The following is a 19,474-nucleotide window of genomic DNA, read 5'->3' as shown; positions in this document are numbered from 1 at the left end:
TAACCTGATTGCATTTTTCTGTTCACCAAGAAAACAAATGAGATTTTATCTCAGAAATTGGCAGCGAAATATCCTCTTATCGATCCTTAGATATCAATCTACACAAAAAGGTTACAGTTGACTTGAGATATAGTATCAGGAAGAAATAGTATGGATTGATTTTGGCAAGGACAAAACAACCCAACATTACCAGAAGCGTTGTGCAAAATGTTATGCAAGAAAAAAGGGTTACAGCATTTTACAGCTATAACCCTTTGATACTCAAGTGGACTCGTAGGGAGTCGAGAATATGCTAATACAGCCTAATTTCCGCGTTTTTACGGATGAGCAAGCGAATCCATTTTGGCACTACAAAAAAAATTATGCAGCTCTTCTATACTGCCTATTTTGAGTAGTACCAGAATGTAAGGCACGATTACTTGCTGACGACTTTCCCACAAGTTGCTTAATTGTCTCTGCCTGGATTGCGTTTTGTTGTAACAGCAATTGTCTTTCTGCCTTTATCTGCTTCATTTCTTCTTGTAGATCTGCCTGCTTTTCCAAAACTTTTCTCAATAAAGAAAGCTCATATGCCATACTTTTTTCAGAAGAGCTTTGATCAGATTCTTCAACTTTTGCAAGTAATCTAGATATATTGTTTGAAGATAAGGCTTCATCAACCAATTTGTCCATAGCTCTGGATTCATCTGCTGCTAAATCTTCACTATAGATATCCCTTTCAAATACATTCCCCTTCCCTGTTAGCACCCAGTTCGCATTTACTTGGTATTTCAATGAAAGCTTGGCAATGGAATCAGGCGTTAGATTGGACTTACCAGTTTCAAATTGTGAGTAATTAGATCTGGATGTTCCAATAGATGTCGCAAACTCCTCCTGTGTCAAATTAAGCTGCTTTCTTAGCTGCTTAATTCGCATAAACATAGGCACTTCGATGTCAACATTCATAACATTTTAAATTTATTACTTGCTTTTTGTTTTAATTATTCACATTATTGCACAATCATAGAACGAAGCACAGCGAACTATGGCGCAATATAGCGAATAATATAAATATTATGCAAGCAATGGCCACTTCCGTTTCCATCAGAGATTTCTACCAGGGATTGAACAAACATAATCGGGTTCGTGCTAAAGAAGCATTCACTGCAAAATTTGGCACAAGTCCGAGATATGTGGAATTACGATTGAAAGACGACAAATGGGACACTATCGAAAGAACATGGTGGGAAGTGTACATTGAAAATCCTTTAAGTGAAAATGTAGCAAAGCCATCTAACTAAACTCCAGGATAATGAAACTATCAGTTAATGGAAACAAACAGCCTGCTCAGTCCTGGCAGGATAGGATTACAAAAATGCAGACTCCCGATCTGGAAGAGTTGAGAGAGGAAATGAAAACGTATGCTGAACAGATGACAGTAGGCAACAGGCAGGAACTTATGAGCAATCTGGCAGCCATTGAAAAGGAACTGGAAGATCGGAAGAATAAAGAAAAACAAGCACCCAAACCTTAATTATATATATGTGTCTCAAAACTTATAATAATATGGACTGTGCGCCCGGAGCTTTGGCAACTCTCCATAATAGTCTTCATGAATTAGGCATCATAGTTACACGAGTGTATACAATTCCTGCTGGTATGGCTGGTTTTGGCTTACGTGTACATTTCTCCAGGCCTGTTCCTGAAATCATTTTTGATACCCTTTTATCTGTTGAACCTGTAACCACAAGTGTCAACTGATGAAAGGGCTTTTTTCTTTTCGGCAACCTGATAGTTATCACCCTGGCTATTACTCCAGAGTAGTCATTGTCCTTGTTGCTGTATTTATCCTTTGGCTTTTTATCCTATCCCTTTTCATTTAAAACTATGAGCCAGGAAAGCTTTTTTGACGCAATAGATCAGCTAAATGCTGAAATAGATAAGCTCCAGGATCTTTTGGTAAAGATCAAACAAAGAGTAATGGGATTAGGCGTACATGAGAGTGATGATCAGGTTAGAAAGCTGTTAGACTCTCAGATGCTTTTATGTATTGGAAAATTAGCAGAGCTCCAGAACCAATATCAGGAGCTTATAAATACAAAAACCCTAGCTGAGCCAGGGTCTTGAGAAGTTCTTTGTGCCGCTCTTTAGATTTTCGACGCCTAAGAGCAGGCTCTTTTAAGTTGTAAGTAGGTAAGAGAAGCTGTTGGAAGCAGCCTCCCCCTCATTTCATTTCGTTAACCAGTGTCCTAAACCAATTACCAAAATGGAAGACAAAACTACGTCTGTTTCATTAGAAAACCAAATCCTTATGCTTCAAGCTCAGGAAAACCAGATTTTAAATGCTGTTCAAAGAAAGGTCATTGTCATTAAGGCTTTCCCGAACAACAAGCTCAATCCCAGTTACTGGGGAAAGATCCAGAATGCAATGGAGCTATATGGTCAGGTTAGAGCAAGGAAAGATTTTCTTCAGTATGAGCTTTCAACAAAAGGAAGTGAGGTAGCTGCATGAGTGATCTGCACAGAGCACAGGCAGATATGGAACAGATCCAGGAGCGCCTGGCAATAATCAATGAGGAGCTAAAGGGATCTATACCCTTTCAGATAAGAATCAAACGCATGGCAGAAAGGGCAAAGCTGAGGACTCAATTGAGCGCGTTTGAATGGTTAGTAAATGAGCTAAGAGCGGGTTGAGATAGGCAAATGAACAAATTAACTCTGCTCAAAATAAACAATCCCAACGCATTGTGTTGGGATTGTTTGAATGTTTTTGCACGAAGTCTTTTAAAATTCCAAGTTATGGCTCAGATTCCCAATAGGCTTACAGATAGCCAAGTTACTAAAAAACCAGGTAAAGTCACTTTACTTTTTCAAACAGAAGAGACTTCTCTAAGTCTCAAGTTACAGCACTATACAGACGACGATGAGAAACTCATCCGCGTTCTGTTTGAAGTCCGGAAGCTCCTCCGGATTCCCTCTCGCCAGGCTGACTCCATCAGGGAGCGACAGTTGAGCCAATTGATCAACGTTTACCACATCATTGATTCACGACTCAGCTCAGATCCTTATACATGAGCCTATCTATAAAGACTTTGGGTATAGTATCGTTGCTCTGACTTTAGCCGTGTCAACAACGTAGCGACCCATGCGACGGGAGAACGGACGGACGCATAAGCAGGCACTTAGCCGTCCCTTCCTTAACGGAGCCCAAAATTCTCCTCGAGCAAAATAGCGAATCAAACGGCTGTCACGGTAGTGTAATGTAGCGAAGCGGAATGAAACGTACGTGACTATTTCTTTACCCTAAACCTTTTTTTCCTTATGGCAACTCCGACAACAAAACAGAAGCATACCTTCTTAAAAACGTTTCCTGTAAACGTTTTTAAACCCTTGCTGAAAGAAGTACAGAAGGTAGGTGGCATTCTTAAGATTGGTAATCTGATACTTAAAGAAGAAGAGCTGGAAGAGGCTCTTAAAATATTGGACGAGATCCAGAAGGATTACAAAGATTGGATAAATACCGGAGCTCCTAAAGTGGTCCATCAGAACCTGAAAAACGCCGAAAATTTATTCCCTTAAATTTTCGATATAAAACGCTGAAAATCAGCATTTTAATACCTCACTAGATAAATATAGAAACAACTGGCGGAAAAACTCGCCAGAAAACTCATCAGCAGAGTGCAAAAGAAAAAATTTACTGAGTCGGAAATAGTACAAAAAAATAATCGGTTTGCTTACCTGATGAAAAACAAACAGGAGGAAAATAACCGATTGATTGAGGATATCGATGCCTGGCTGGAAAAGTATGGAATTGTCAACCTGCCTTTTAAAAAGTCAGAGTTCAATCAGCAAAAGGCAAAAATCCTGATGTATGATGAATATGGTGAGTCTTTAGCCAACCATGTAGAGCAGATTATCAATCTCAGGTATGCATTGGGATATACAACCATGTGTTATGCAGTAAAGAAGTTGAGTAATATAGCCATACCTGTTTGTGCCATCTATTCACGTCATCGGCTGGATCAGGTTTGGAACTTCCGGAAAGCTCAGATTATACGATCAAAATACTATCAGTATCTGATGGAAGGTAAGGATGATGCAGGGGAGCTGATCCGTACTAAGTATCATCCCTGTCACTTAGTACTTACGGTACCACATAGTGAAGGGCTTTATAAAGGCAAAAGGTTTTATGCACGTGAGTTGATGTCTGAGTTTAATAAACTGAGAAAACTACCATTCTGGAAAGAGCAGGTGTATGCAGGTGAATATGGTGTGGAGGTAAAAAAGAACAATAAGCATGGATTACACATCCACGTTCACAGTCTGGTCTTACTTCGTCCAGGATGCTCAGTCAATAAGGTAAGAAGTTTAATAGAGCAACACTGGAGACAGAATACCTCTAATAAATCGGATTACTCAGGTATTCATTTTGAAACTCTATATACAGTTAACCGGGAAACTGGTAAGAAAAAGGCACTGAATAAACGCAGCAGCATTAAAGAATATCTGGCTGGAGTACTGGAATGTATCAAATACCACTTTGAACCCAAGTGTCTGGAAAAGTACCAGGTAGATGATTATGGAAAGATCTATGAATATGATATAGATCTGATCCAGGAGATCCTGGATAACACCAAAGGAATGCGTCTATATAGCCGTTTCGGAGCCTTTTATAAATGCAAAGAGCTGAATTTTAACAATCTGGATAAAGAAACAGAAAGTGAAGAAGAGGCCAATGCAGCCAATGAAGAGGATGTCATGTCATCTGTGGATGGGTATCAGGATCGGATGATTGATCCAGAAACCTTGCAGAAGGTTAATCCGGAAGATTGCACGATCATCTTTTGCAGCCCTACACATCTTAGTCAATACTCCTCTGACACACCACCCCAGTATAGCAGCTTGTGGGATATGGTGCATAAGAGGCCGTTTGATGTGCCATTGAAGGAAATATTAAAAGAATTCTTTTTAGGGAAACATGAGGCTATGAAACACTATAAGCCCCAGGATGAGTTTGGCTGATTCAATTGAACTTAATTTCTAAGTTATAAACCTTTTAACCCCACTATTTTATGATTTCAAATACTTTATCTGTTACCGGGAAGTTCCTGGGAGCAAAGCCAGTTCGTTATGTCGGAGATAATAATCTTGCTGTACGTGAATTCTATGTAGATCTGACTGAAAATGCTCAGTATCCCAATACTCCAGAATTTCAATTATCCGGCAATCAGGTCACTCATGTTGACAAGATTCAAAAAGGGGATTTGATTGAAGTCTTTTTCCGTCTGGATGGCCGTAAGTTCGTTTCGAGAGAGACACAAAAAGAAGGCGTTGCTACTAACCTAAGAGCATACAAGATTGATGTATACAAACGGCAAAGTATAGTACAGCAATCAGAGCCACAACAGCAGCAAGGGAATCAACATGTCAATGAAACACAACAGGTGGCAGAAGTAACCAACTACAGTAATGGTTCCAGTACACCTCCATTACCTTCGAATCCAGATGATGATCTTCCATTTTAAGATCTAAACATAATCCGGGTATGACAACCCGGATTATCCCTTTACAGGTCGATAATCCTCTAAAATTTTATAACAACCTATGAAAAACACACCACCTAACGACTGTAGAGTTAGAACTGGATTTATGGCTTCTGATGATTCTGCTGGTAACAATGGAATGTTTATATTAAAGGCAGGAGAAATCTTTTTAAAGTGTATGGTTTCCAATGATAGCTCAAACAAGTTTGGGCAATGGGAACATGTAAGCGTATCTGTATTTGCAGGAAATCGTTGTCCCTCCTGGGAGGAAATGTGTTTTGTAAAAGATACATTCTGGGATGAGGATGAATGTGTGATACAATTTCACCCTCCCAAAGAACTATATGTGAATTGCCATCCCCACGTCTTGCATTTATGGAAAAAAAGAGGTTTTGAAATCCCGATACCTGATCCAATCCTGGTTGGACCTAAAGAGAAATCCCACTAAAACTGTCTCAAAATCGTATTTTATGTTTTTTGAAACCAAACCTGAGCTTGATCAGGATCTATATGATCTGATAGACTATCACTGTCCAGACAACTACTATACAGAAATCAGCAAAACAGTAACTAGATACAAAGATTCTGAAAGAGTGGTATATGTAGTTGTATTTAGTGTTATAGAAGGATCAGAGCCATTCCGGGAAGGAGCTTGTGAATCTTTTTATGGTATGTCAAAGGAATCCTTTAATGCTGCTTTGAAGGCCACTGTAAGAGAGTATGAAGACTATTTAAAAGCTATATCCAGAAGATGAGAATACTCTTTATAGTTATTCTGATTGTTGCCATTACCTGTATACAGTTTAACCAGATTATGAATCTCTCTCTGGTACTTACCATGGGAGGACCTGACTGGCAAAAGGCTTTTGGTTTAGATCTGAAAATAACAGCTGCCTTCACCTGGGCGATTGGGATTGAATTGGGAGTTTTAGTGAGCGTACTTGCAGGAGCCAAACGCCAGGCAATGATTCTAGCCTTGGGGAGCTGTCTGGTAAACCTGTTAGCTAATCGTGTTATTGACTATGATTGGAGCTTTACGGCTGCCAAAATAGTGATCTATGGTTTAAGTAGTTATCTACTCTGGTACTTCTGTGAGTTATTTGCACTCTATTATAATAATTCAGTGGTCAATTGGTTTGGTTCTAAAGAAGCAGAGATTCAGGAAAAGTCTGACGAATTGACGAATACTCAAATAACAGTTGAGGAAAAAACAAGTGTATTAGATGATCATCCAGAAGCTGAGCCGATCAGATTTCCAAAATCTGTTAAGAAGCCCTTAGTAAAATCAAAATTAGCTTCATCTGATCAGCTCATATGCCAGTACTGTCAGCGATTAGATTTTAAAAATCAGTCAGCTCTAAATGCTCATGTGGGCAGATGCAAACAGAACCCGAAAGCTAAACACTCATCAATACAATTATCTGAACCTTTATGAAAATCCATTATAAAGGAGTGCCTTGTAAATCCAATAAAAGATGGGATTCATGTACAGTAAGTAGTAATAGCAATCCAGCTAGAGTTACCTGTAAAAAGTGTTTAAAACTGATAAATAAAGGCTAATATGAAAATCACACTAGAGAGTACAGACAAGATTGTTCATCTGAATAATGTACCTGCCCGGATCTGGGAAGGTGAGACAAATAGCGGGATTAAAGTTCATTGTTATATAACTCGTATTGCTGTTGAGGAGGAGGAACCACGTAAAGAAGAATTTGACCAGGAGCTGCAGAAACACAAAGCACCATCTGAAGAAGTAAAAGCCATCCCATTTCGAATGATATTATGAAATCAGATAGCATAAATCCTTTTCAAAATGCAAGTAAAGATTTACTGATGGTAACTTTACTTGCACAGTTTCCTGATATGGAAGAGAAGATTGAAAGTGAAGGTTTGCCTCTGGTTGCTTACCTACCTTCTAGTAGAGAGAGGTCTGTGCTTATGCAATTTCTGGAGGCACTTGGAATAAAATGTATTATTCTAAATCTCATACCACAAGATCAGATAATCTTCTCCTGGCGTGATTATGAAAAAGAGTTTTATAATGCTGGAAAGGGAATGCATCAGGCAACAGAAAATATGATCAACGAGTTTAAAAGGGATAATCATCAAAATGGCTTTAGTATAAAATTCTGGGATAATTAATGACTATGCACATTCTTACTATATCAGATAATAATGGAGGTCTGATTGATCTTCACATCTGTACCGATCCAGGCCTGGGAGCAACAGTTGGAATCTGGGTTACAGATATAAATTATGTAATGTTAGGGAGTGAACGATGGGCAGAATGGAATGATATCTATGGCAATACAGATAAGCAAAAACTATTTCTTTCAAAGGTTGAAAAGCTAAGCAGAACTGAACTCCCTCCTTTAAACCTGGAAAAATCGCACTAATATTAGTAAAAAAGCCTATTTCACTTCTGTGTAAACTAACAATGTAGGATTTTTACTAATTATGATTAGGCGTACGGTATAGCAAAAATGTATTTTTGGTTAAAAACTATAGCTATGCCAAAAATCCTTACTATTCCACTCCGTCCACACGTCAAGGATTTTCTCATTAAAACACTCGGACCTGAGCCGATCAGAATACATCAGACATCCGATATCGGTAAATTAATGCGTTTGATTGTTCACCAGGAACCATTCCGTCAGGTAAAGCCAAGACTTGTCCAGCAACCGGAAAAGTATATGCTCAAAGTACAGCTCCCTCAGGATCTGAAGCATTATACTGTTTCAGATCAGAAGTTAAAAGAACTGGGTGAATACCTGGAGAAGTACATGCAAAACTCTTTCATTCATTATATGATAGGCCAGGTCATAGCTGGTCAAAGCGATTGGTCAGCTGTACGTAGATTTTATGATCAGTATGAAATCAATCCGGATCATTATGATATGGATACACTGAGGAAGGTTTGGAGAGATTACAAAGATCGGATTGCCAAACAGAATGAAAGAACTGATTTTGCTCTATTCCAGGCAGTAGCCTGATTAAAAATAAATTGATCGAATCCGTCCCAGGATTTGCCACTTTCGTCCTATGTGAATCAGCAGTATTCTGACTGATTGCATAGGACGTTTTACATTATAGAAAACCGTCCTACTCTCCTCCTGTTTGTAATTCTACTTTCGTGCCATCACTTCAAAGCTAAGGATATGGCACAGTATAGTCTCTCATTACTTAAAAAAGCGGTAGCATCAAAAAATTACAGATGGTTCGATGACGGTAAACCCTTTCACCTGAACATAATAGGAATCCGCAAGAACAACCCTGTCCCCAACAAATTTGATGACTATGTGACGCTTAGTGTTTTTAATGGAAAAGAGTGGGTATACATGGAGTGGAAAGCTACAACTGATCCAGGCTCTTATTGGCTATTGAATCCGGGAAACGTCAAGGGAACAGCCATATTAAAGCCTGGTCAGTATGTAGACTGTTGGCAATTGGGATTACACCAGGGCAAATACGAGGCACTGGTACAACGTAAGCCAGTAACGGTAATCCGTGACAACAACAAAAATAATGTCCTTGATTTTACCACTGCCAGCCTGGACACAGGTGTGTTTGGCATCAACATCCATCGGGCAAATGAAAAGACTGAAAGCATACAAGTGGATAAATGGTCAGCCGGTTGTCAGGTAATAGCTAATCCTCTAAGCTTTGACCATTTGATTTTTAATGTTAATGAATCGCTACGAACAGGCCGTGCAAATTGGTTTTCCTATACACTTCTAACTGAAGAGGACTTATGATCTATCTGTTTCTATACCTGATCGGTGGGTTTGTCTATGTGCTCGTAAATCTGAAAAAGATTTTTCAGAATAGCTTTTATGCTGCTCCTAAGAAGCATCAGACCATTTACGTCGCTTTCTTCAGTATGCTGGTAATAGGTGTGCTCTGGTTTGGTTTATTGATTGTCTCTATTGCAGGAAGGGTAAAGGAACTTTATGAGCATCAATCTAAATGATATCCCGTTGGATTGTGGGCATAACCTGGGAGGAATCCATTACCTGAGAATCAATCCTGTTTATAATGTAAAGTCCATCCCTGGATCTGTCGCGCATGTGATACAGCAGCCTATCCAGCTGTATGATCCACAGCACTATGCTGATATCTGGTTTGTGACTGGAGGCTTTACGGAAGTAATGACAGATGAGGCAAATGGAGAATACTTCAAACAAGCTATACAGGTATATGTTCCAAAAGATGCTCCGGATCTGGCTTTTGCTATCCAGGAGCTGACTGGCGTTCGGTGTATTTGTCAGTATGTAGATGGCAATAAAAATGCAAAGCTTGTCGGCTCTCTGGAGGCTCCTCTTACGTTCAGCTCTGAACTCGATACAGGTAGCGACTTTTCTGATAAAAACGGATACAAGCTCAGTTTTAAAACCGATTCCATTCATAAAGCCTTTTTTTATTTAATGTACGAAGGAGATACACCCCCACCCAGAAAGGCATTCTCTTCCGGATTCAGCTATGGTTTTCTACGTTCTTAATGCTTTCCTTATATGGCAGTACCTCAAACACCTCTAAATCGTCAACAATTAAAAGATTTCGCAGCAGCGCGATTTGTCGATAATGTTATGGAAGCCATCACTCCGGAAGATGCACGGGATGTGGTTTTTTCCATTATTGATTCTACGGGGACATTACTGGATGAGTTAGGCAATAAAGCAGATCTGGAAAATGGAAAGCTTAAACTTAGTCAACTGCCTATTTCTGCTTCAGATCTGGCAGGTATACCTGTCTGGATCAATACAACTATTTATGGAATTGGCAAACAGGTCACTTATCAGGAAAAGATCTGGCAATCCAAAATCAATAATAACCAAAACATCCCTCCTTCTGAAGGCTCTGCCTGGAAGGAAATATCCGGATCTCATATCCAGAACACAGACACTCAGCTGCAGCTCCCAGACGGAAGTGTACTCACAGCTTTGTACATCCTGCAACAATTGCAGGCAAAAATTGGAATAGAACTCATCAACCAACCCAATGGTGTATTAGGCCTGGATGAAACGGGTTTACTGGATAAGTCCGTTTTGAAGAATATTCTCGATGATCTGGCTGATAGTGGGAATGATGTGGGCTGGTCGATTGACCAGATTAAACTATATCTGGAAGAGCGTCTTTCCAGTGTAACAACCATTAACCGAGCACCTGTAGCAACTATTGCAGCACGGAATGCACTGATTGCATCAGCCACGCCACCGCTCCAGGATGGGGAAAGTATCTGGGTGACTGATGCGACTGGAGATCCTACTGTTACATCCGGATGGGCTATTTATCGGTATTTTCAGTCTGGATCAACCTGGGAAAAGGTAATCGAAAAAGAAAGCCTGGATATTGATTTGTCTGCTTATCTAACCAAAGTCAATGCAGCAGCTCAGGGCGATTATTCACCCAGTGCACCAGCTGATGCCACTGCCATTGGTATCACTCTGACAAGTGGTATTGCCAAGATTGCCCATGTACTGGATAAGATCCTGGCAAAGGTAAAGACATTGATTACAAGTGGAGATGGTTCCAAGTACCTGGCCGATGATGGAACCTATAAAACTATTACCTCAGATCCCACGATGGGAGGACAAGTGACAGGTACAGCCTCCAATGCTACTTTATTGAATAGTGCGGTGATAGGAAAGCTGCTGACAGGTTTGGGATCTGTAAGCGGAACTTTATTAGCAACTGACTCTATCATTTTAGGCTTTAGCAAAGTAGCTTACTTTATTACCAATATTGCAGCGACTATCCGGAATACGGCTCTGACAGGCTTAGATACTACCCTTTCAGGTCCAATTGTAGCCACTGACACAGTTTTGCAGCAGGCAGGCAAAACTCAAAAGCAGTTTAATGATCTGGCTGAAGAATTGAAAATTGAGTTTTTGCCTACCGTTTTAACGGCTAATATTCTTTATACCAAAAAAATCACTTTCTCATCTGTCGCTTCAAGTAATATCAATTCGGCAACGATTAGCTATAAAGTCAATGGAGGAACAGCACGTACGGCTCTTGCTGATGTGAATACAGATATCCAGGCAACAAGTGGCAATTATACCCTTACAATCACAGTTGCCCTTACCAGCTCTACAAGTTCCGGACTTTTGAATCTAACAGGCAAATACTAACTAATCATGGCAACACGCTATATACGGACTGGAGCTGTACAGTATGCGCTTTTATTCCAGGCCGAGTCATTACTCAGTTCCTATGCCAATGGAGCCACCATTGACAGCTGGCAGGATTTGAGCGGAAATGGAAGAAATGCCAGCAATACAGGAACAGCCAGACCCACATTTGTGACTGGTCTGTTAAATGGCTATCCCGCTGTTAGGTTTACAACAAACCAGTTTTTGCAGTTTACCCGATTTAGCCAACTAGGAGCCTATGCTTGTTTGGTTGTAGGAAAAAAAGATAGTGCAGGTGTATCCCTTGTTACACTCGGTGATAGAGATTCTACACGTTTAGTGTATAATCAGATGGGTTTTAATTACACTGATAGCAAGTATTACACAAATCGTGACAATCAAACAGTCTACACACAAAGTAGCAGTACTGTAAATATCTATAGCAGTTATGGTGTGTATGGTGAATATTGGCAAGCAGGACTAACAACTAATACCTATTACAGTCCAACAGGGTCCGTTGCAGGAACAATGTCTGGTGGTACTTATGAGCCAGGCACACAACCCACAGTTTTAAACAATATAGGTTCCCGATTAAGCTCTGCGGGTTCTGTTTACACCAATGCAAATATCTGTGAAATCAGACTTTTACAAAATCCAACAACTGCCATTGTGAATGCTGAAATCGCAGCACTAAAGGCAAAATATGGACTATAATACTTGACTCTACTATAAAATTATAACTATGGAAATTATCATCAAAACCGAAGGCGCTGTAAAAAGCTATTGCATTTATAATGGACTTTATCATAACAGAAAACAAAACTTCATTCACATTTTCTATTCATTAGCAGATGAGAATCCAGGTTTACCATTTTTAGAAGTTGATCAAAAACCCATGTTAATCGACAATGGTACACCTGTAGATACAATAGATGCAAATGGTCAGCCTGTCATTGTTACCGTTTCAAAGCCTACTGGAGCTTATGCGCAGGTCACCGATCAGGTGAGTGGAGAGACATATACGGACTATAACCAGCCTGTTTATGCCAATGTCCAGGAAGAGTTTAAGATCGGAGAGTATGATGCCGTGATCTGGTGGGCTTTCGATAAAAGAAACCCTGAAAAGTTTGCTATCGAATCACTGATTGAGGAAGGAATGAAGCGGAGAATGGGAATAAGCAGTATTGCCTATCAATTTGTCATAACACCTGAGTGGCTGGCTACTCTTCCAGCTGATCATCCGTTGAAACAATCAACTACTACATAACTATGAAAGTAAAGAGTATCATTTTCGTACATAACTTCTTTGAATGGAAGTCCTTTTTTTCTGCTGTGTTTGTCTGGTACCCGATCCGGCTCCTTACCCAGTCTTACTGGAATCATTGTGCCTTACTAGTTGAATTAGGTGGCCAGGATTGGATTGTCGAAGCACTCGGTAAAGGAGTTACCATGACACCTCGATCTGTGTGGGAGCTAAGGGCTAGGCGTAAAACTGTATTCATGAATGGAGAATATTATCCACTCTGGCTCACAGATGCCATTGGCAAACGCTATGATTATGTAAGCATCCTTTGGTGGAAAATTATCAAGATCATAACCGGCTCCTGGTATGGTCCCAAATGGGAGCAGGCAAAAAAAGCTGTCTTTTGCTCTGAATTATGTGCAATGGTAGTGGATTGTCCACATCCGTGGGATATCTCACCTGGTGAGCTGTATACCTATTTAATTGATTACAAGAATCTGAAGCCACTCTAAGGCTTCAGATTCTACCCTTTCTTGCAACCTTTTTTTATTTCTATATTTTTTATGTCAACTACAACTGTTAAAACTAAAACCCCAATCTCGTATTATGGAGGCAAACAAAAATTAGCCTCCTTCATTGTTAGCTTACTTCCTGAGCACTCAGTCTATGTAGAACCCTTTTTTGGTGGTGGAGCCGTTTTCTGGCAAAAGCCATCCTCTAAACATGAGGTAATCAATGATCTGAATCACCAGCTTATCACCTTCTACAAAGTACTCAAATACCGTTTCGAAGAGTTCTCCGATGTATTGGATGAGACCTTTCACTCACGTGCACAACATGCTTACGCGAAAAAAGTATATCGGGATGATACCATAGAAGATGATATCCTAAAGGCATGGGCTGTCTTTGTTCAAACCAATAGTTCATTTGGAAACAAGATTGCTGGTGGATATCGCTTTGACCGGGCAGGCCAAAGTACCAAAGCCTATAACCGAAAAAAGGAAGCGGTACAAACTCAAAAGGAGTATAAAGATCGTTTGCAAAACGTAAATATCGAATGCCAGGACGCTTTGAAAGTCATCGATTCCTATGATTCGGAATCAACTGTATTTTATTGTGACCCACCCTATATTGAAAGTGACTGTGGCCACTACACAGGCTATACTCCGGAGGCCTACGCAAAACTATTAACTAAGCTTTCAACCATTAAAGGCAAGTTTATCCTTTCCAGTTATCCCGATCCAATCCTTGAGAGTTTTACAAGACGAATGAACTGGAATCAGATCGAAAAGCAATTTAAGATCTCAGTGAATAACAGACCCGGTACACCAGCCAAAATAAAGACAGAAGTCATTACCATGAATTATAGTCTGAACTAAATTTCATATGTAAAATTCCGTCCTACTTTACTTGTCTATTGTCCAGCAATTTTGCTACACTGAAAACATGTAGCAAAATATGCTGGACATTCTTTTATCTGTAAACGCCTGGGCTCTTGACAGCCGTTACCTGAATATTTATCAGCCTATCATTCTCAAACGCCTGGCTGAAGGCAAATCTTTCCAGGACTTCTTTGCAACAGAGAAAGATGATCATCAGAGCAGCTCCGCTCCTTACCAATCTACCTTTTATCAATCTGCTTACAATTCCGGTTCACAGGCTGGCAATCCGGTAACTGTTCAGGTTATCAAGATCAAAGGCACGATGCTGAAAGAAGTAGGAGCTTGTCAGGCTGGAACCAGTACTGCCCGTGTGGTAGCTGCCCTGGAGGAAGCTTTTAAGAATCCCGATGTTGGAGCTATCGTTTTAGAATCTGACACACCGGGTGGTGCTGTTGATGGTACAGAGGTGCTTGGAAATACAGTAAAAAATGCACCAAAGCCAGTCGTAACCTTTGTCAATGGCTTGACTGCTTCAGCTGGGTATTGGGTAGCTTCCCAAAGTCAGCATATAGTCATGTCTTCCAAAACCACATCCTATGTGGGTTCTATTGGTACGTTAGTGGCTCACCTGGATGAATCCGGGTGGTTAGCCAAAGAAGGCTATAAGGTTACCTACATCACAGCCGATGCATCTGTTCACAAGGTATTAGGTAATAGTTCCGAGCCACTCAGTGCTGAAGCATTGGATATGTTCAAAGCCCGTCTGAATTCCATTAATGACACCTTTATCTCAACTGTCAAAGATGGACGTGGCAAAAAGCTATCCGGCAAAGAAGATGTGTTTACAGCCAAAGTATACAATGGCAATCAAGCCATACAACATGGTTTAGCTGACAGCATCGGTACAATAAAGGATGCCATCAACATTGCTGCTTCCCTGGCAAGAAAAAATGTCAGTTCATCTACTCAGTCACCCAAATCCAACGCATATATGAGTTTCCCAAAATTATCTGCCCTTTTTAACAGAGGCCAGGAAGTGTCTGCAGACGCAGAAGTAACCGAGATCCAGGCAGCTAATGCTGAAAATGCCCTGATCGAAAAAGACAATCTAATCAGCTCTTTGCAGACACAACTGGCTGCCAAAGACAAAGAGATCACTGATCTGAAAGCCACTCACCAGGCAACTGTTGACCAGCTCAATACTCAGATTGCCCAGAAAGATACTGCCATTACACAAAAAGAGGGTGAGATTGCTCGCCTGGAACAATGGCACAATGAGCAACAAGTTGTCAATTCCGGAACACAGGATCTGGTAAATACCATTACGCAAACTGCCACTCAGCTGTCTCCCAATGCGCAAAAAGCACAGGAACATTTGAATGAAACCAAAAACATCAAAGCTAAAAAAGGTATAGCCTAAACGGTTATACCTTTCTCCAGTCCTTTCTTATTTCTTTTACTACAACTATCGAATTGTAATGTCAAAAAGTTTAGATTTTTCGGCTGTAGCAGCCGAATTGAAGCAGCACCTGGTAGAAAATCCGGAAGTGCTTCGTATGGTCCTTAAAGATGACCGTAGTTTTTTCTCGTATGTGTCACTGGTGCCAGGTGTATTGGATCGGGTATTAATGAACCGTCTGAAAATGCAGCGCATTGCCCGTCCAAGTAAGAAAGATTCCACCTTTGATCCGAAGGAAGATGCATTGCGTCCTGATCCTCGCTATGGGTATGTAAAACCCAATAAAGTGGATCTGGAATTTGATGAAGAAGACATCGAGGCGCTTTGGAAATCATACCTGGGCAAACTGGAAAACCGGATGCCTGAATCGGTACTGGATATGCCATTCCAGGCTGAGATCTTTGATATGATCTTTGCTCAGTTGAAAGAGGATGATCAGCTGGAAGCTTTGTTTAAAGGTGTCCGCGATGATGATGGCACTGAGCCGAAAGACATGTATGATGGCTTTTTAAAGATCATTTCCAATGACATCACTGCTGGTAAGATCAAGAATGAGCAGATTGTAGTAACAGGAGCTATTTCAGGAACTAATGCCGTAGATAAGTTTGAACTGATGAAAATGGCTGTTCCTTCCCGTTTCTGGATGCGTGACTGGGTGGCCATTGCCTCACCAACTTCCATTGAGTACTACAACAAAGATTATCGAGCTCAGTTTGGGGCTCTGCCTTATAACCAGCAGTATCAGAAAACGGTATTGGATGGCACTAAGATCGAATTGATTGCAGAAGAAGGTCTGGAAGGTAAAAATGACATCATCATCACTCCTCGCTATAACTTCAAATACATCACTGCAGGAACAGGAGATATTGACCGTTTACGGGTTCAGGAAGATAAGCGTGATCTGCTTATCATGCTGGACTGGCGTTCAGGGGTGGATTATGCTTTCCCTGAGTATGTGTATACTAACAAGCTTGCATAATCAGCTTTAAAAGTTAATACCAAGTAATTCTTTACAGCAACAGACCTTCTACGGAAGGTCTGTTTTGATCTTTCAAACAGCTATTTTACTACAACTATGATTGAATTTATTTCCATGCTTATCTACCTTCTCGCTGTCGGAGCCGTTTTTGGTTGCGTTTCGCTAGGAGGTATTCAGGAAGAATGTGGACCTAATCCTGGAGGTCAAAACGAACTGTACATTATTGCCAAACGCGACCTGGAATCGATTCCGGATGCAGATGAAGCAACTCACACAATATCAGAGGACATTGTACCTAAAACTGGAAAAGGCTTTGTCAAATGGGACTTTGCCCTCGATACAGGAGAGCTAACCTCTGAAACTACAGGCGATCAGGGTAACCAGGCCTGTAAAGTAGGTGTAGGTGTGTATGTCCCACGCTCTAATCCAAAAGTAGATAAGGTTATCAACCAGTCTTACAATACGGAGTTTGTTGTGATTGGGGTGGATGCGTTAGGTCAGAAAAAGATTGCAGGCAACTTGTCACGTGGTTTGATGTTTACATCAAAATATACCTCCGGTAAAAAGTTTGAAGACAAAAACGGACGTGAGGTCGGTTTCGCAGGTGGTCAGCCAAACGAGCCCTATTTCTATACAGGTGTTATTCCATTAGCAGCTCCTGCTGCAGGTTAAGAAAGGAGATCCATTTTATGTATGAATTAATCAATACCCAGGGCTTACGTGCCCTTATTATCGACAAGCACACTGTTCCATTGACTAGTATTACACAGGAGCATATGGCAACATTATTTGAACGTAAAAGCCGATACGTCAAAAAGACAGCTGAAGCAACTACAACCGAAGCTTTAGAAACGTCTAAGAAAAAGTAAGGTTAGCTCATAGTTTCATACTTGTATTTGTATAATTGAGTGTACACAGTAAAAAGCCACTGGATTCCGGTGGCTTTTTTCGTCCTACCTGGTCAGCCTGGCAATTGCCATTTTTGCAATCTCAATCAGCAATTGCCATCAAAAACATTGTTCCCATGGAAACACAACAAGCTCAGACCATCTTTGATTGGCTTAGGAGTGAAGACAAAGAATACTTTCACGGACTCGCCTTATTAAGTAAGCATTGTAGAAACAAGATATTGCTCAATAACCTGCTTAAACGGGAAAACCCGTATAACATGGATAAGCTTACCTATGAGCTGGAAAAGTTAATTGAGGGTATTGCACTACCTGAAGCCTTTGCTCCGGAAGATACTGCTGAAGATCTCACCAATAATACAGATCTTACCAAAGCAGATCCAACAGATGAAACAGAGCAAAAAGCTACTCAGCAAAATCAGCTTCCGGAGTCAGCTCAATCAGCTAACCAAAGTCAGCCAGCTACTGATCAGATTTCAGCTGAGCCAGCAAAACCAGCTAAACAAACTCCAGCTGAGCAAATAGTAGCTGAAGTAAAACCAGCAAAGCAGCCAGCAGCTGAAAGCGAGCTGGAGCAGATTACTTTGCTGCAATCCGCTCTTTACAAAGAAAAAAGCGAGTTATCCAATAAACTCATAGAGTTAGGTGATAGCAATGAGCCAGCTGTAGTAGCTAACAGATTAGCTATTATTGAGCATATCTCAGCTATCGAAGCAGAATACAATCAGCTAGCTGATCGAAAAGTAATTATTGCTCAGCCAGACTACCAACAGCCAGTTGAACCAACAGCTGAAGAGCAGCAAGCAAAGGCAGCAGCTCAGGCCAAGCTGGATCGGCTCAAGCTTCAGCGAAAAGCATTAGCTCCGAACCTGAGCAAAGCAAAAAAAGCAGCTGAAGAAAATCCAACCGATATCAAAAAAGCTGAAAAGTTCGCTATTCTGGAAACTCAGATCAGAGAGCTGGATCTTGAGATTAAACTACTGACAGAAGGTGTTGAATCTTAAAAAACAAGTTTTAACATAGCGTAAAGCACCTAGGGAAATCCAGGTGCTTTTTTTTATAAAACACCTTGTAACAAATTTGTTACACTGCAACAAATTTGTTACATTTGTGTCACTGATTTTAATTTTAAACTTTAACAAGATGACAGCAAATGATCTGATTCGACGACTTGAAGCAAACGGCTGGTATTTTGTCAGACAAAGTGGAAGCCATAAGATGTATAAACACAACGAGAGAACTAATACGATCTCTGTACCCGATCACGGAAAGAAAGATTTAGGTCCCGGACTTGTGAATTCTATTCTTAAACAAGCAGGGTTGAAATAACCCTGCTACTTCAAAAGTTGAAAAGGTCAAATGCTATTTCCTAACCTCATATCATTCGTTCTATACAATGAAAAATTTAAAACAATTAACTGTAATCTTGGAAAAAGCCGACAATGGCTTTTGGGCAAGAATTGAAACGATCCGCGACTATGGACCTAACGGTCATGGTGAAACCATAGAAGAGTTGGAGCAGGATTTAAGAAACTCTTTAACCGATTATCTGGAAAACGAAGGAAAAGACAATCCGGATTTTGCGGGATTAACAGCAAACGATATTGAATTTATATATGAATACGATCTACAAGCTTTTTTTGAAAAGCACTCGTATTTAAAAATAACAGATATAGCTAAAATTGCCGGAATCAATGGAAGTTCTTTAAGACAGTATGCAACTGGGCTAAGACAAGCTTCAGACAAGCATGTGAAGCTGATTGAAGAAGCTATTCATAAAATAGGGAAAGAGTTAATGGAAGCACACCTGGTGTAACCATAAAATTCACGTCCTACTTTTAACAAAGCGT

At 40.4% G+C, this 19,474-nt stretch carries 33 protein-coding genes; 32 read left to right on the top strand and 1 reads right to left on the bottom strand.

Features of this window, described 5'->3' with window-relative positions:
• Positions 1 to 360: 360 nt before the first annotated feature.
• Positions 361 to 945 carry a helix-turn-helix domain-containing protein gene (locus QNI15_RS10135; RefSeq protein WP_314031646.1) on the bottom strand — a complete coding sequence of 195 codons (585 nt, stop codon included), beginning with the start codon at positions 943 to 945 and terminating at the stop codon, positions 361 to 363.
• A gap of 110 nt (positions 946 to 1,055) precedes the next feature.
• Here QNI15_RS10135 and QNI15_RS10130 point away from each other — a divergent pair, with 110 nt between their 5' ends.
• The 32 genes from QNI15_RS10130 to QNI15_RS09975 all read left to right on the top strand — a co-directional run bounded on the left by QNI15_RS10130 (position 1,056) and on the right by QNI15_RS09975 (position 19,440).
• On the top strand, positions 1,056 to 1,280 hold the full coding sequence (locus tag QNI15_RS10130; protein WP_314031645.1) for a hypothetical protein: 225 nt from the start codon (positions 1,056 to 1,058) through the stop codon (positions 1,278 to 1,280).
• Positions 1,281 to 1,291: 11 nt separating this feature from the next.
• Positions 1,292 to 1,513, top strand: a complete 222-nt coding sequence (locus QNI15_RS10125; protein WP_314031644.1) for a hypothetical protein — start codon at positions 1,292 to 1,294, stop codon at positions 1,511 to 1,513.
• Between the two features lie 32 nt (positions 1,514 to 1,545).
• Complete coding sequence (locus tag QNI15_RS10120) at positions 1,546 to 1,740, top strand: hypothetical protein (protein ID WP_314031642.1); 195 nt, start codon at positions 1,546 to 1,548, stop codon at positions 1,738 to 1,740.
• A gap of 126 nt (positions 1,741 to 1,866) precedes the next feature.
• Positions 1,867 to 2,106, top strand: coding sequence for a hypothetical protein (locus tag QNI15_RS10115; RefSeq protein WP_314031640.1), 240 nt, complete (start codon positions 1,867 to 1,869; stop codon positions 2,104 to 2,106).
• 139 nt (positions 2,107 to 2,245) lie between these two features.
• On the top strand, positions 2,246 to 2,491 hold the full coding sequence (locus QNI15_RS10110) for a hypothetical protein (RefSeq protein ID WP_314031638.1): 246 nt from the start codon (positions 2,246 to 2,248) through the stop codon (positions 2,489 to 2,491).
• Positions 2,488 to 2,673, top strand: a complete 186-nt coding sequence (locus QNI15_RS10105) for a hypothetical protein (RefSeq protein WP_314031636.1) — start codon at positions 2,488 to 2,490, stop codon at positions 2,671 to 2,673. The genes QNI15_RS10110 and QNI15_RS10105 overlap by 4 nt, the downstream gene beginning before the upstream one ends.
• 105 nt (positions 2,674 to 2,778) lie before the next feature.
• Positions 2,779 to 3,054 carry a hypothetical protein gene (locus tag QNI15_RS10100; protein ID WP_314031635.1) on the top strand — a complete coding sequence of 92 codons (276 nt, stop codon included), beginning with the start codon at positions 2,779 to 2,781 and terminating at the stop codon, positions 3,052 to 3,054.
• A 246-nt stretch (positions 3,055 to 3,300) separates the two neighbouring features.
• Complete coding sequence (locus tag QNI15_RS10095; RefSeq protein ID WP_314031634.1) at positions 3,301 to 3,558, top strand: hypothetical protein; 258 nt, start codon at positions 3,301 to 3,303, stop codon at positions 3,556 to 3,558.
• Between the two features lie 99 nt (positions 3,559 to 3,657).
• Positions 3,658 to 5,001, top strand: coding sequence for a hypothetical protein (locus QNI15_RS10090; RefSeq protein WP_314031633.1), 1,344 nt, complete (start codon positions 3,658 to 3,660; stop codon positions 4,999 to 5,001).
• A gap of 50 nt (positions 5,002 to 5,051) precedes the next feature.
• A complete protein-coding gene (locus tag QNI15_RS10085) occupies positions 5,052 to 5,504 on the top strand; it encodes a DUF3127 domain-containing protein (RefSeq protein ID WP_314031631.1) in 453 nt (150 codons plus the stop codon).
• A 79-nt stretch (positions 5,505 to 5,583) separates the two neighbouring features.
• Complete coding sequence (locus QNI15_RS10080) at positions 5,584 to 5,970, top strand: DUF7694 domain-containing protein (RefSeq protein WP_314031629.1); 387 nt, start codon at positions 5,584 to 5,586, stop codon at positions 5,968 to 5,970.
• Positions 5,971 to 5,992: 22 nt separating this feature from the next.
• Complete coding sequence (locus tag QNI15_RS10075) at positions 5,993 to 6,277, top strand: hypothetical protein (RefSeq protein WP_314031627.1); 285 nt, start codon at positions 5,993 to 5,995, stop codon at positions 6,275 to 6,277.
• Entirely contained in the window at positions 6,274 to 6,957 is a 684-nt protein-coding gene (locus QNI15_RS10070) for a hypothetical protein (protein ID WP_314031625.1), read from the top strand. Before QNI15_RS10075 ends, QNI15_RS10070 begins: the two co-directional genes overlap by 4 nt.
• A 126-nt stretch (positions 6,958 to 7,083) precedes the next feature.
• On the top strand, positions 7,084 to 7,308 hold the full coding sequence (locus tag QNI15_RS10065) for a hypothetical protein (protein ID WP_314031623.1): 225 nt from the start codon (positions 7,084 to 7,086) through the stop codon (positions 7,306 to 7,308).
• On the top strand, positions 7,305 to 7,664 hold the full coding sequence (locus QNI15_RS10060; RefSeq protein ID WP_314031621.1) for a hypothetical protein: 360 nt from the start codon (positions 7,305 to 7,307) through the stop codon (positions 7,662 to 7,664). Before QNI15_RS10065 ends, QNI15_RS10060 begins: the two co-directional genes overlap by 4 nt.
• 5 nt (positions 7,665 to 7,669) lie before the next feature.
• The gene (locus QNI15_RS10055) at positions 7,670 to 7,918 is read left to right on the top strand and encodes a hypothetical protein (RefSeq protein WP_314031620.1); all 249 of its coding nucleotides are present in this window, start codon (positions 7,670 to 7,672) and stop codon (positions 7,916 to 7,918) included.
• A gap of 114 nt (positions 7,919 to 8,032) precedes the next feature.
• A complete protein-coding gene (locus tag QNI15_RS10050) occupies positions 8,033 to 8,515 on the top strand; it encodes a hypothetical protein (protein WP_314031619.1) in 483 nt (160 codons plus the stop codon).
• A gap of 165 nt (positions 8,516 to 8,680) precedes the next feature.
• Positions 8,681 to 9,277, top strand: coding sequence for a hypothetical protein (locus tag QNI15_RS10045; RefSeq protein ID WP_314031618.1), 597 nt, complete (start codon positions 8,681 to 8,683; stop codon positions 9,275 to 9,277).
• The gene (locus tag QNI15_RS10040; RefSeq protein WP_314031617.1) at positions 9,274 to 9,492 is read left to right on the top strand and encodes a hypothetical protein; all 219 of its coding nucleotides are present in this window, start codon (positions 9,274 to 9,276) and stop codon (positions 9,490 to 9,492) included. Before QNI15_RS10045 ends, QNI15_RS10040 begins: the two co-directional genes overlap by 4 nt.
• Positions 9,473 to 10,021: a hypothetical protein gene (locus QNI15_RS10035; RefSeq protein ID WP_314031616.1), complete on the top strand. Its 549-nt coding sequence runs from the start codon at positions 9,473 to 9,475 to the stop codon at positions 10,019 to 10,021. Before QNI15_RS10040 ends, QNI15_RS10035 begins: the two co-directional genes overlap by 20 nt.
• Before the next feature lie 12 nt (positions 10,022 to 10,033).
• Positions 10,034 to 11,653: a hypothetical protein gene (locus QNI15_RS10030; protein WP_314031615.1), complete on the top strand. Its 1,620-nt coding sequence runs from the start codon at positions 10,034 to 10,036 to the stop codon at positions 11,651 to 11,653.
• Positions 11,654 to 11,659: 6 nt separating this feature from the next.
• The gene (locus QNI15_RS10025) at positions 11,660 to 12,367 is read left to right on the top strand and encodes a hypothetical protein (protein ID WP_314031614.1); all 708 of its coding nucleotides are present in this window, start codon (positions 11,660 to 11,662) and stop codon (positions 12,365 to 12,367) included.
• Positions 12,368 to 12,395: 28 nt separating this feature from the next.
• Positions 12,396 to 12,920 carry a hypothetical protein gene (locus QNI15_RS10020; RefSeq protein ID WP_314031613.1) on the top strand — a complete coding sequence of 175 codons (525 nt, stop codon included), beginning with the start codon at positions 12,396 to 12,398 and terminating at the stop codon, positions 12,918 to 12,920.
• 2 nt (positions 12,921 to 12,922) lie between these two features.
• Positions 12,923 to 13,408, top strand: coding sequence for a hypothetical protein (locus QNI15_RS10015; RefSeq protein WP_314031611.1), 486 nt, complete (start codon positions 12,923 to 12,925; stop codon positions 13,406 to 13,408).
• 51 nt (positions 13,409 to 13,459) lie between these two features.
• Complete coding sequence (locus QNI15_RS10010; protein ID WP_314031609.1) at positions 13,460 to 14,275, top strand: DNA adenine methylase; 816 nt, start codon at positions 13,460 to 13,462, stop codon at positions 14,273 to 14,275.
• Positions 14,276 to 14,354: 79 nt separating this feature from the next.
• Positions 14,355 to 15,698, top strand: a complete 1,344-nt coding sequence (locus QNI15_RS10005; RefSeq protein WP_314031608.1) for a S49 family peptidase — start codon at positions 14,355 to 14,357, stop codon at positions 15,696 to 15,698.
• Positions 15,699 to 15,756: 58 nt separating this feature from the next.
• The gene (locus tag QNI15_RS10000; protein WP_314031607.1) at positions 15,757 to 16,716 is read left to right on the top strand and encodes a hypothetical protein; all 960 of its coding nucleotides are present in this window, start codon (positions 15,757 to 15,759) and stop codon (positions 16,714 to 16,716) included.
• A 96-nt stretch (positions 16,717 to 16,812) separates the two neighbouring features.
• Entirely contained in the window at positions 16,813 to 17,388 is a 576-nt protein-coding gene (locus tag QNI15_RS09995; protein ID WP_314031606.1) for a hypothetical protein, read from the top strand.
• A gap of 17 nt (positions 17,389 to 17,405) precedes the next feature.
• Positions 17,406 to 17,585 carry a hypothetical protein gene (locus tag QNI15_RS09990; protein ID WP_314031605.1) on the top strand — a complete coding sequence of 60 codons (180 nt, stop codon included), beginning with the start codon at positions 17,406 to 17,408 and terminating at the stop codon, positions 17,583 to 17,585.
• A gap of 35 nt (positions 17,586 to 17,620) precedes the next feature.
• Positions 17,621 to 18,628, top strand: a complete 1,008-nt coding sequence (locus tag QNI15_RS09985) for a hypothetical protein (RefSeq protein ID WP_314031604.1) — start codon at positions 17,621 to 17,623, stop codon at positions 18,626 to 18,628.
• 139 nt (positions 18,629 to 18,767) lie between these two features.
• Positions 18,768 to 18,953: a type II toxin-antitoxin system HicA family toxin gene (locus QNI15_RS09980; RefSeq protein ID WP_314031603.1), complete on the top strand. Its 186-nt coding sequence runs from the start codon at positions 18,768 to 18,770 to the stop codon at positions 18,951 to 18,953.
• Between the two features lie 67 nt (positions 18,954 to 19,020).
• A complete protein-coding gene (locus tag QNI15_RS09975; RefSeq protein ID WP_314031602.1) occupies positions 19,021 to 19,440 on the top strand; it encodes a hypothetical protein in 420 nt (139 codons plus the stop codon).
• Positions 19,441 to 19,474: the final 34 nt, after the last annotated feature.

This window comes from Xanthocytophaga flava, assembly GCF_030068545.1.
Classification (GTDB): Bacteria; Bacteroidota; Bacteroidia; order Cytophagales; family 172606-1; genus Xanthocytophaga; species Xanthocytophaga flava.
Note: the sequence above shows the minus strand (reverse complement) of the source record. Positions and strands in the feature narration are given on the sequence as shown.

What these genes read in the sequence shown, in the direction of transcription:
- QNI15_RS10025 (WP_314031614.1), top strand. Translation starts at nt 11,660, where the DNA reads ATGGCAACACGCTATATACGGACTGGAGCTGTACAGTATGCGCTTTTA.
- QNI15_RS10070 (WP_314031625.1), top strand. Translation starts at nt 6,274, where the DNA reads ATGAGAATACTCTTTATAGTTATTCTGATTGTTGCCATTACCTGTATA.
- QNI15_RS10010 (WP_314031609.1), top strand. Translation starts at nt 13,460, where the DNA reads ATGTCAACTACAACTGTTAAAACTAAAACCCCAATCTCGTATTATGGA.
- QNI15_RS10080 (WP_314031629.1), top strand. Translation starts at nt 5,584, where the DNA reads ATGAAAAACACACCACCTAACGACTGTAGAGTTAGAACTGGATTTATG.
- QNI15_RS10135 (WP_314031646.1), bottom strand. Translation starts at nt 945, where the DNA reads ATGAATGTTGACATCGAAGTGCCTATGTTTATGCGAATTAAGCAGCTA.
- QNI15_RS10000 (WP_314031607.1), top strand. Translation starts at nt 15,757, where the DNA reads ATGTCAAAAAGTTTAGATTTTTCGGCTGTAGCAGCCGAATTGAAGCAG.
- QNI15_RS10085 (WP_314031631.1), top strand. Translation starts at nt 5,052, where the DNA reads ATGATTTCAAATACTTTATCTGTTACCGGGAAGTTCCTGGGAGCAAAG.
- QNI15_RS10015 (WP_314031611.1), top strand. Translation starts at nt 12,923, where the DNA reads ATGAAAGTAAAGAGTATCATTTTCGTACATAACTTCTTTGAATGGAAG.
- QNI15_RS10030 (WP_314031615.1), top strand. Translation starts at nt 10,034, where the DNA reads ATGGCAGTACCTCAAACACCTCTAAATCGTCAACAATTAAAAGATTTC.
- QNI15_RS09990 (WP_314031605.1), top strand. Translation starts at nt 17,406, where the DNA reads ATGTATGAATTAATCAATACCCAGGGCTTACGTGCCCTTATTATCGAC.
- QNI15_RS09975 (WP_314031602.1), top strand. Translation starts at nt 19,021, where the DNA reads ATGAAAAATTTAAAACAATTAACTGTAATCTTGGAAAAAGCCGACAAT.
- QNI15_RS10055 (WP_314031620.1), top strand. Translation starts at nt 7,670, where the DNA reads ATGCACATTCTTACTATATCAGATAATAATGGAGGTCTGATTGATCTT.
- QNI15_RS09995 (WP_314031606.1), top strand. Translation starts at nt 16,813, where the DNA reads ATGATTGAATTTATTTCCATGCTTATCTACCTTCTCGCTGTCGGAGCC.
- QNI15_RS10115 (WP_314031640.1), top strand. Translation starts at nt 1,867, where the DNA reads ATGAGCCAGGAAAGCTTTTTTGACGCAATAGATCAGCTAAATGCTGAA.
- QNI15_RS10100 (WP_314031635.1), top strand. Translation starts at nt 2,779, where the DNA reads ATGGCTCAGATTCCCAATAGGCTTACAGATAGCCAAGTTACTAAAAAA.
- QNI15_RS10125 (WP_314031644.1), top strand. Translation starts at nt 1,292, where the DNA reads ATGAAACTATCAGTTAATGGAAACAAACAGCCTGCTCAGTCCTGGCAG.
- QNI15_RS10045 (WP_314031618.1), top strand. Translation starts at nt 8,681, where the DNA reads ATGGCACAGTATAGTCTCTCATTACTTAAAAAAGCGGTAGCATCAAAA.
- QNI15_RS10020 (WP_314031613.1), top strand. Translation starts at nt 12,396, where the DNA reads ATGGAAATTATCATCAAAACCGAAGGCGCTGTAAAAAGCTATTGCATT.
- QNI15_RS09980 (WP_314031603.1), top strand. Translation starts at nt 18,768, where the DNA reads ATGACAGCAAATGATCTGATTCGACGACTTGAAGCAAACGGCTGGTAT.
- QNI15_RS10105 (WP_314031636.1), top strand. Translation starts at nt 2,488, where the DNA reads ATGAGTGATCTGCACAGAGCACAGGCAGATATGGAACAGATCCAGGAG.
- QNI15_RS10005 (WP_314031608.1), top strand. Translation starts at nt 14,355, where the DNA reads ATGCTGGACATTCTTTTATCTGTAAACGCCTGGGCTCTTGACAGCCGT.
- QNI15_RS10110 (WP_314031638.1), top strand. Translation starts at nt 2,246, where the DNA reads ATGGAAGACAAAACTACGTCTGTTTCATTAGAAAACCAAATCCTTATG.
- QNI15_RS10120 (WP_314031642.1), top strand. Translation starts at nt 1,546, where the DNA reads ATGGACTGTGCGCCCGGAGCTTTGGCAACTCTCCATAATAGTCTTCAT.
- QNI15_RS10075 (WP_314031627.1), top strand. Translation starts at nt 5,993, where the DNA reads ATGTTTTTTGAAACCAAACCTGAGCTTGATCAGGATCTATATGATCTG.
- QNI15_RS10065 (WP_314031623.1), top strand. Translation starts at nt 7,084, where the DNA reads ATGAAAATCACACTAGAGAGTACAGACAAGATTGTTCATCTGAATAAT.
- QNI15_RS10130 (WP_314031645.1), top strand. Translation starts at nt 1,056, where the DNA reads ATGCAAGCAATGGCCACTTCCGTTTCCATCAGAGATTTCTACCAGGGA.
- QNI15_RS10095 (WP_314031634.1), top strand. Translation starts at nt 3,301, where the DNA reads ATGGCAACTCCGACAACAAAACAGAAGCATACCTTCTTAAAAACGTTT.
- QNI15_RS10040 (WP_314031617.1), top strand. Translation starts at nt 9,274, where the DNA reads ATGATCTATCTGTTTCTATACCTGATCGGTGGGTTTGTCTATGTGCTC.
- QNI15_RS10060 (WP_314031621.1), top strand. Translation starts at nt 7,305, where the DNA reads ATGAAATCAGATAGCATAAATCCTTTTCAAAATGCAAGTAAAGATTTA.
- QNI15_RS10035 (WP_314031616.1), top strand. Translation starts at nt 9,473, where the DNA reads ATGAGCATCAATCTAAATGATATCCCGTTGGATTGTGGGCATAACCTG.
- QNI15_RS10050 (WP_314031619.1), top strand. Translation starts at nt 8,033, where the DNA reads ATGCCAAAAATCCTTACTATTCCACTCCGTCCACACGTCAAGGATTTT.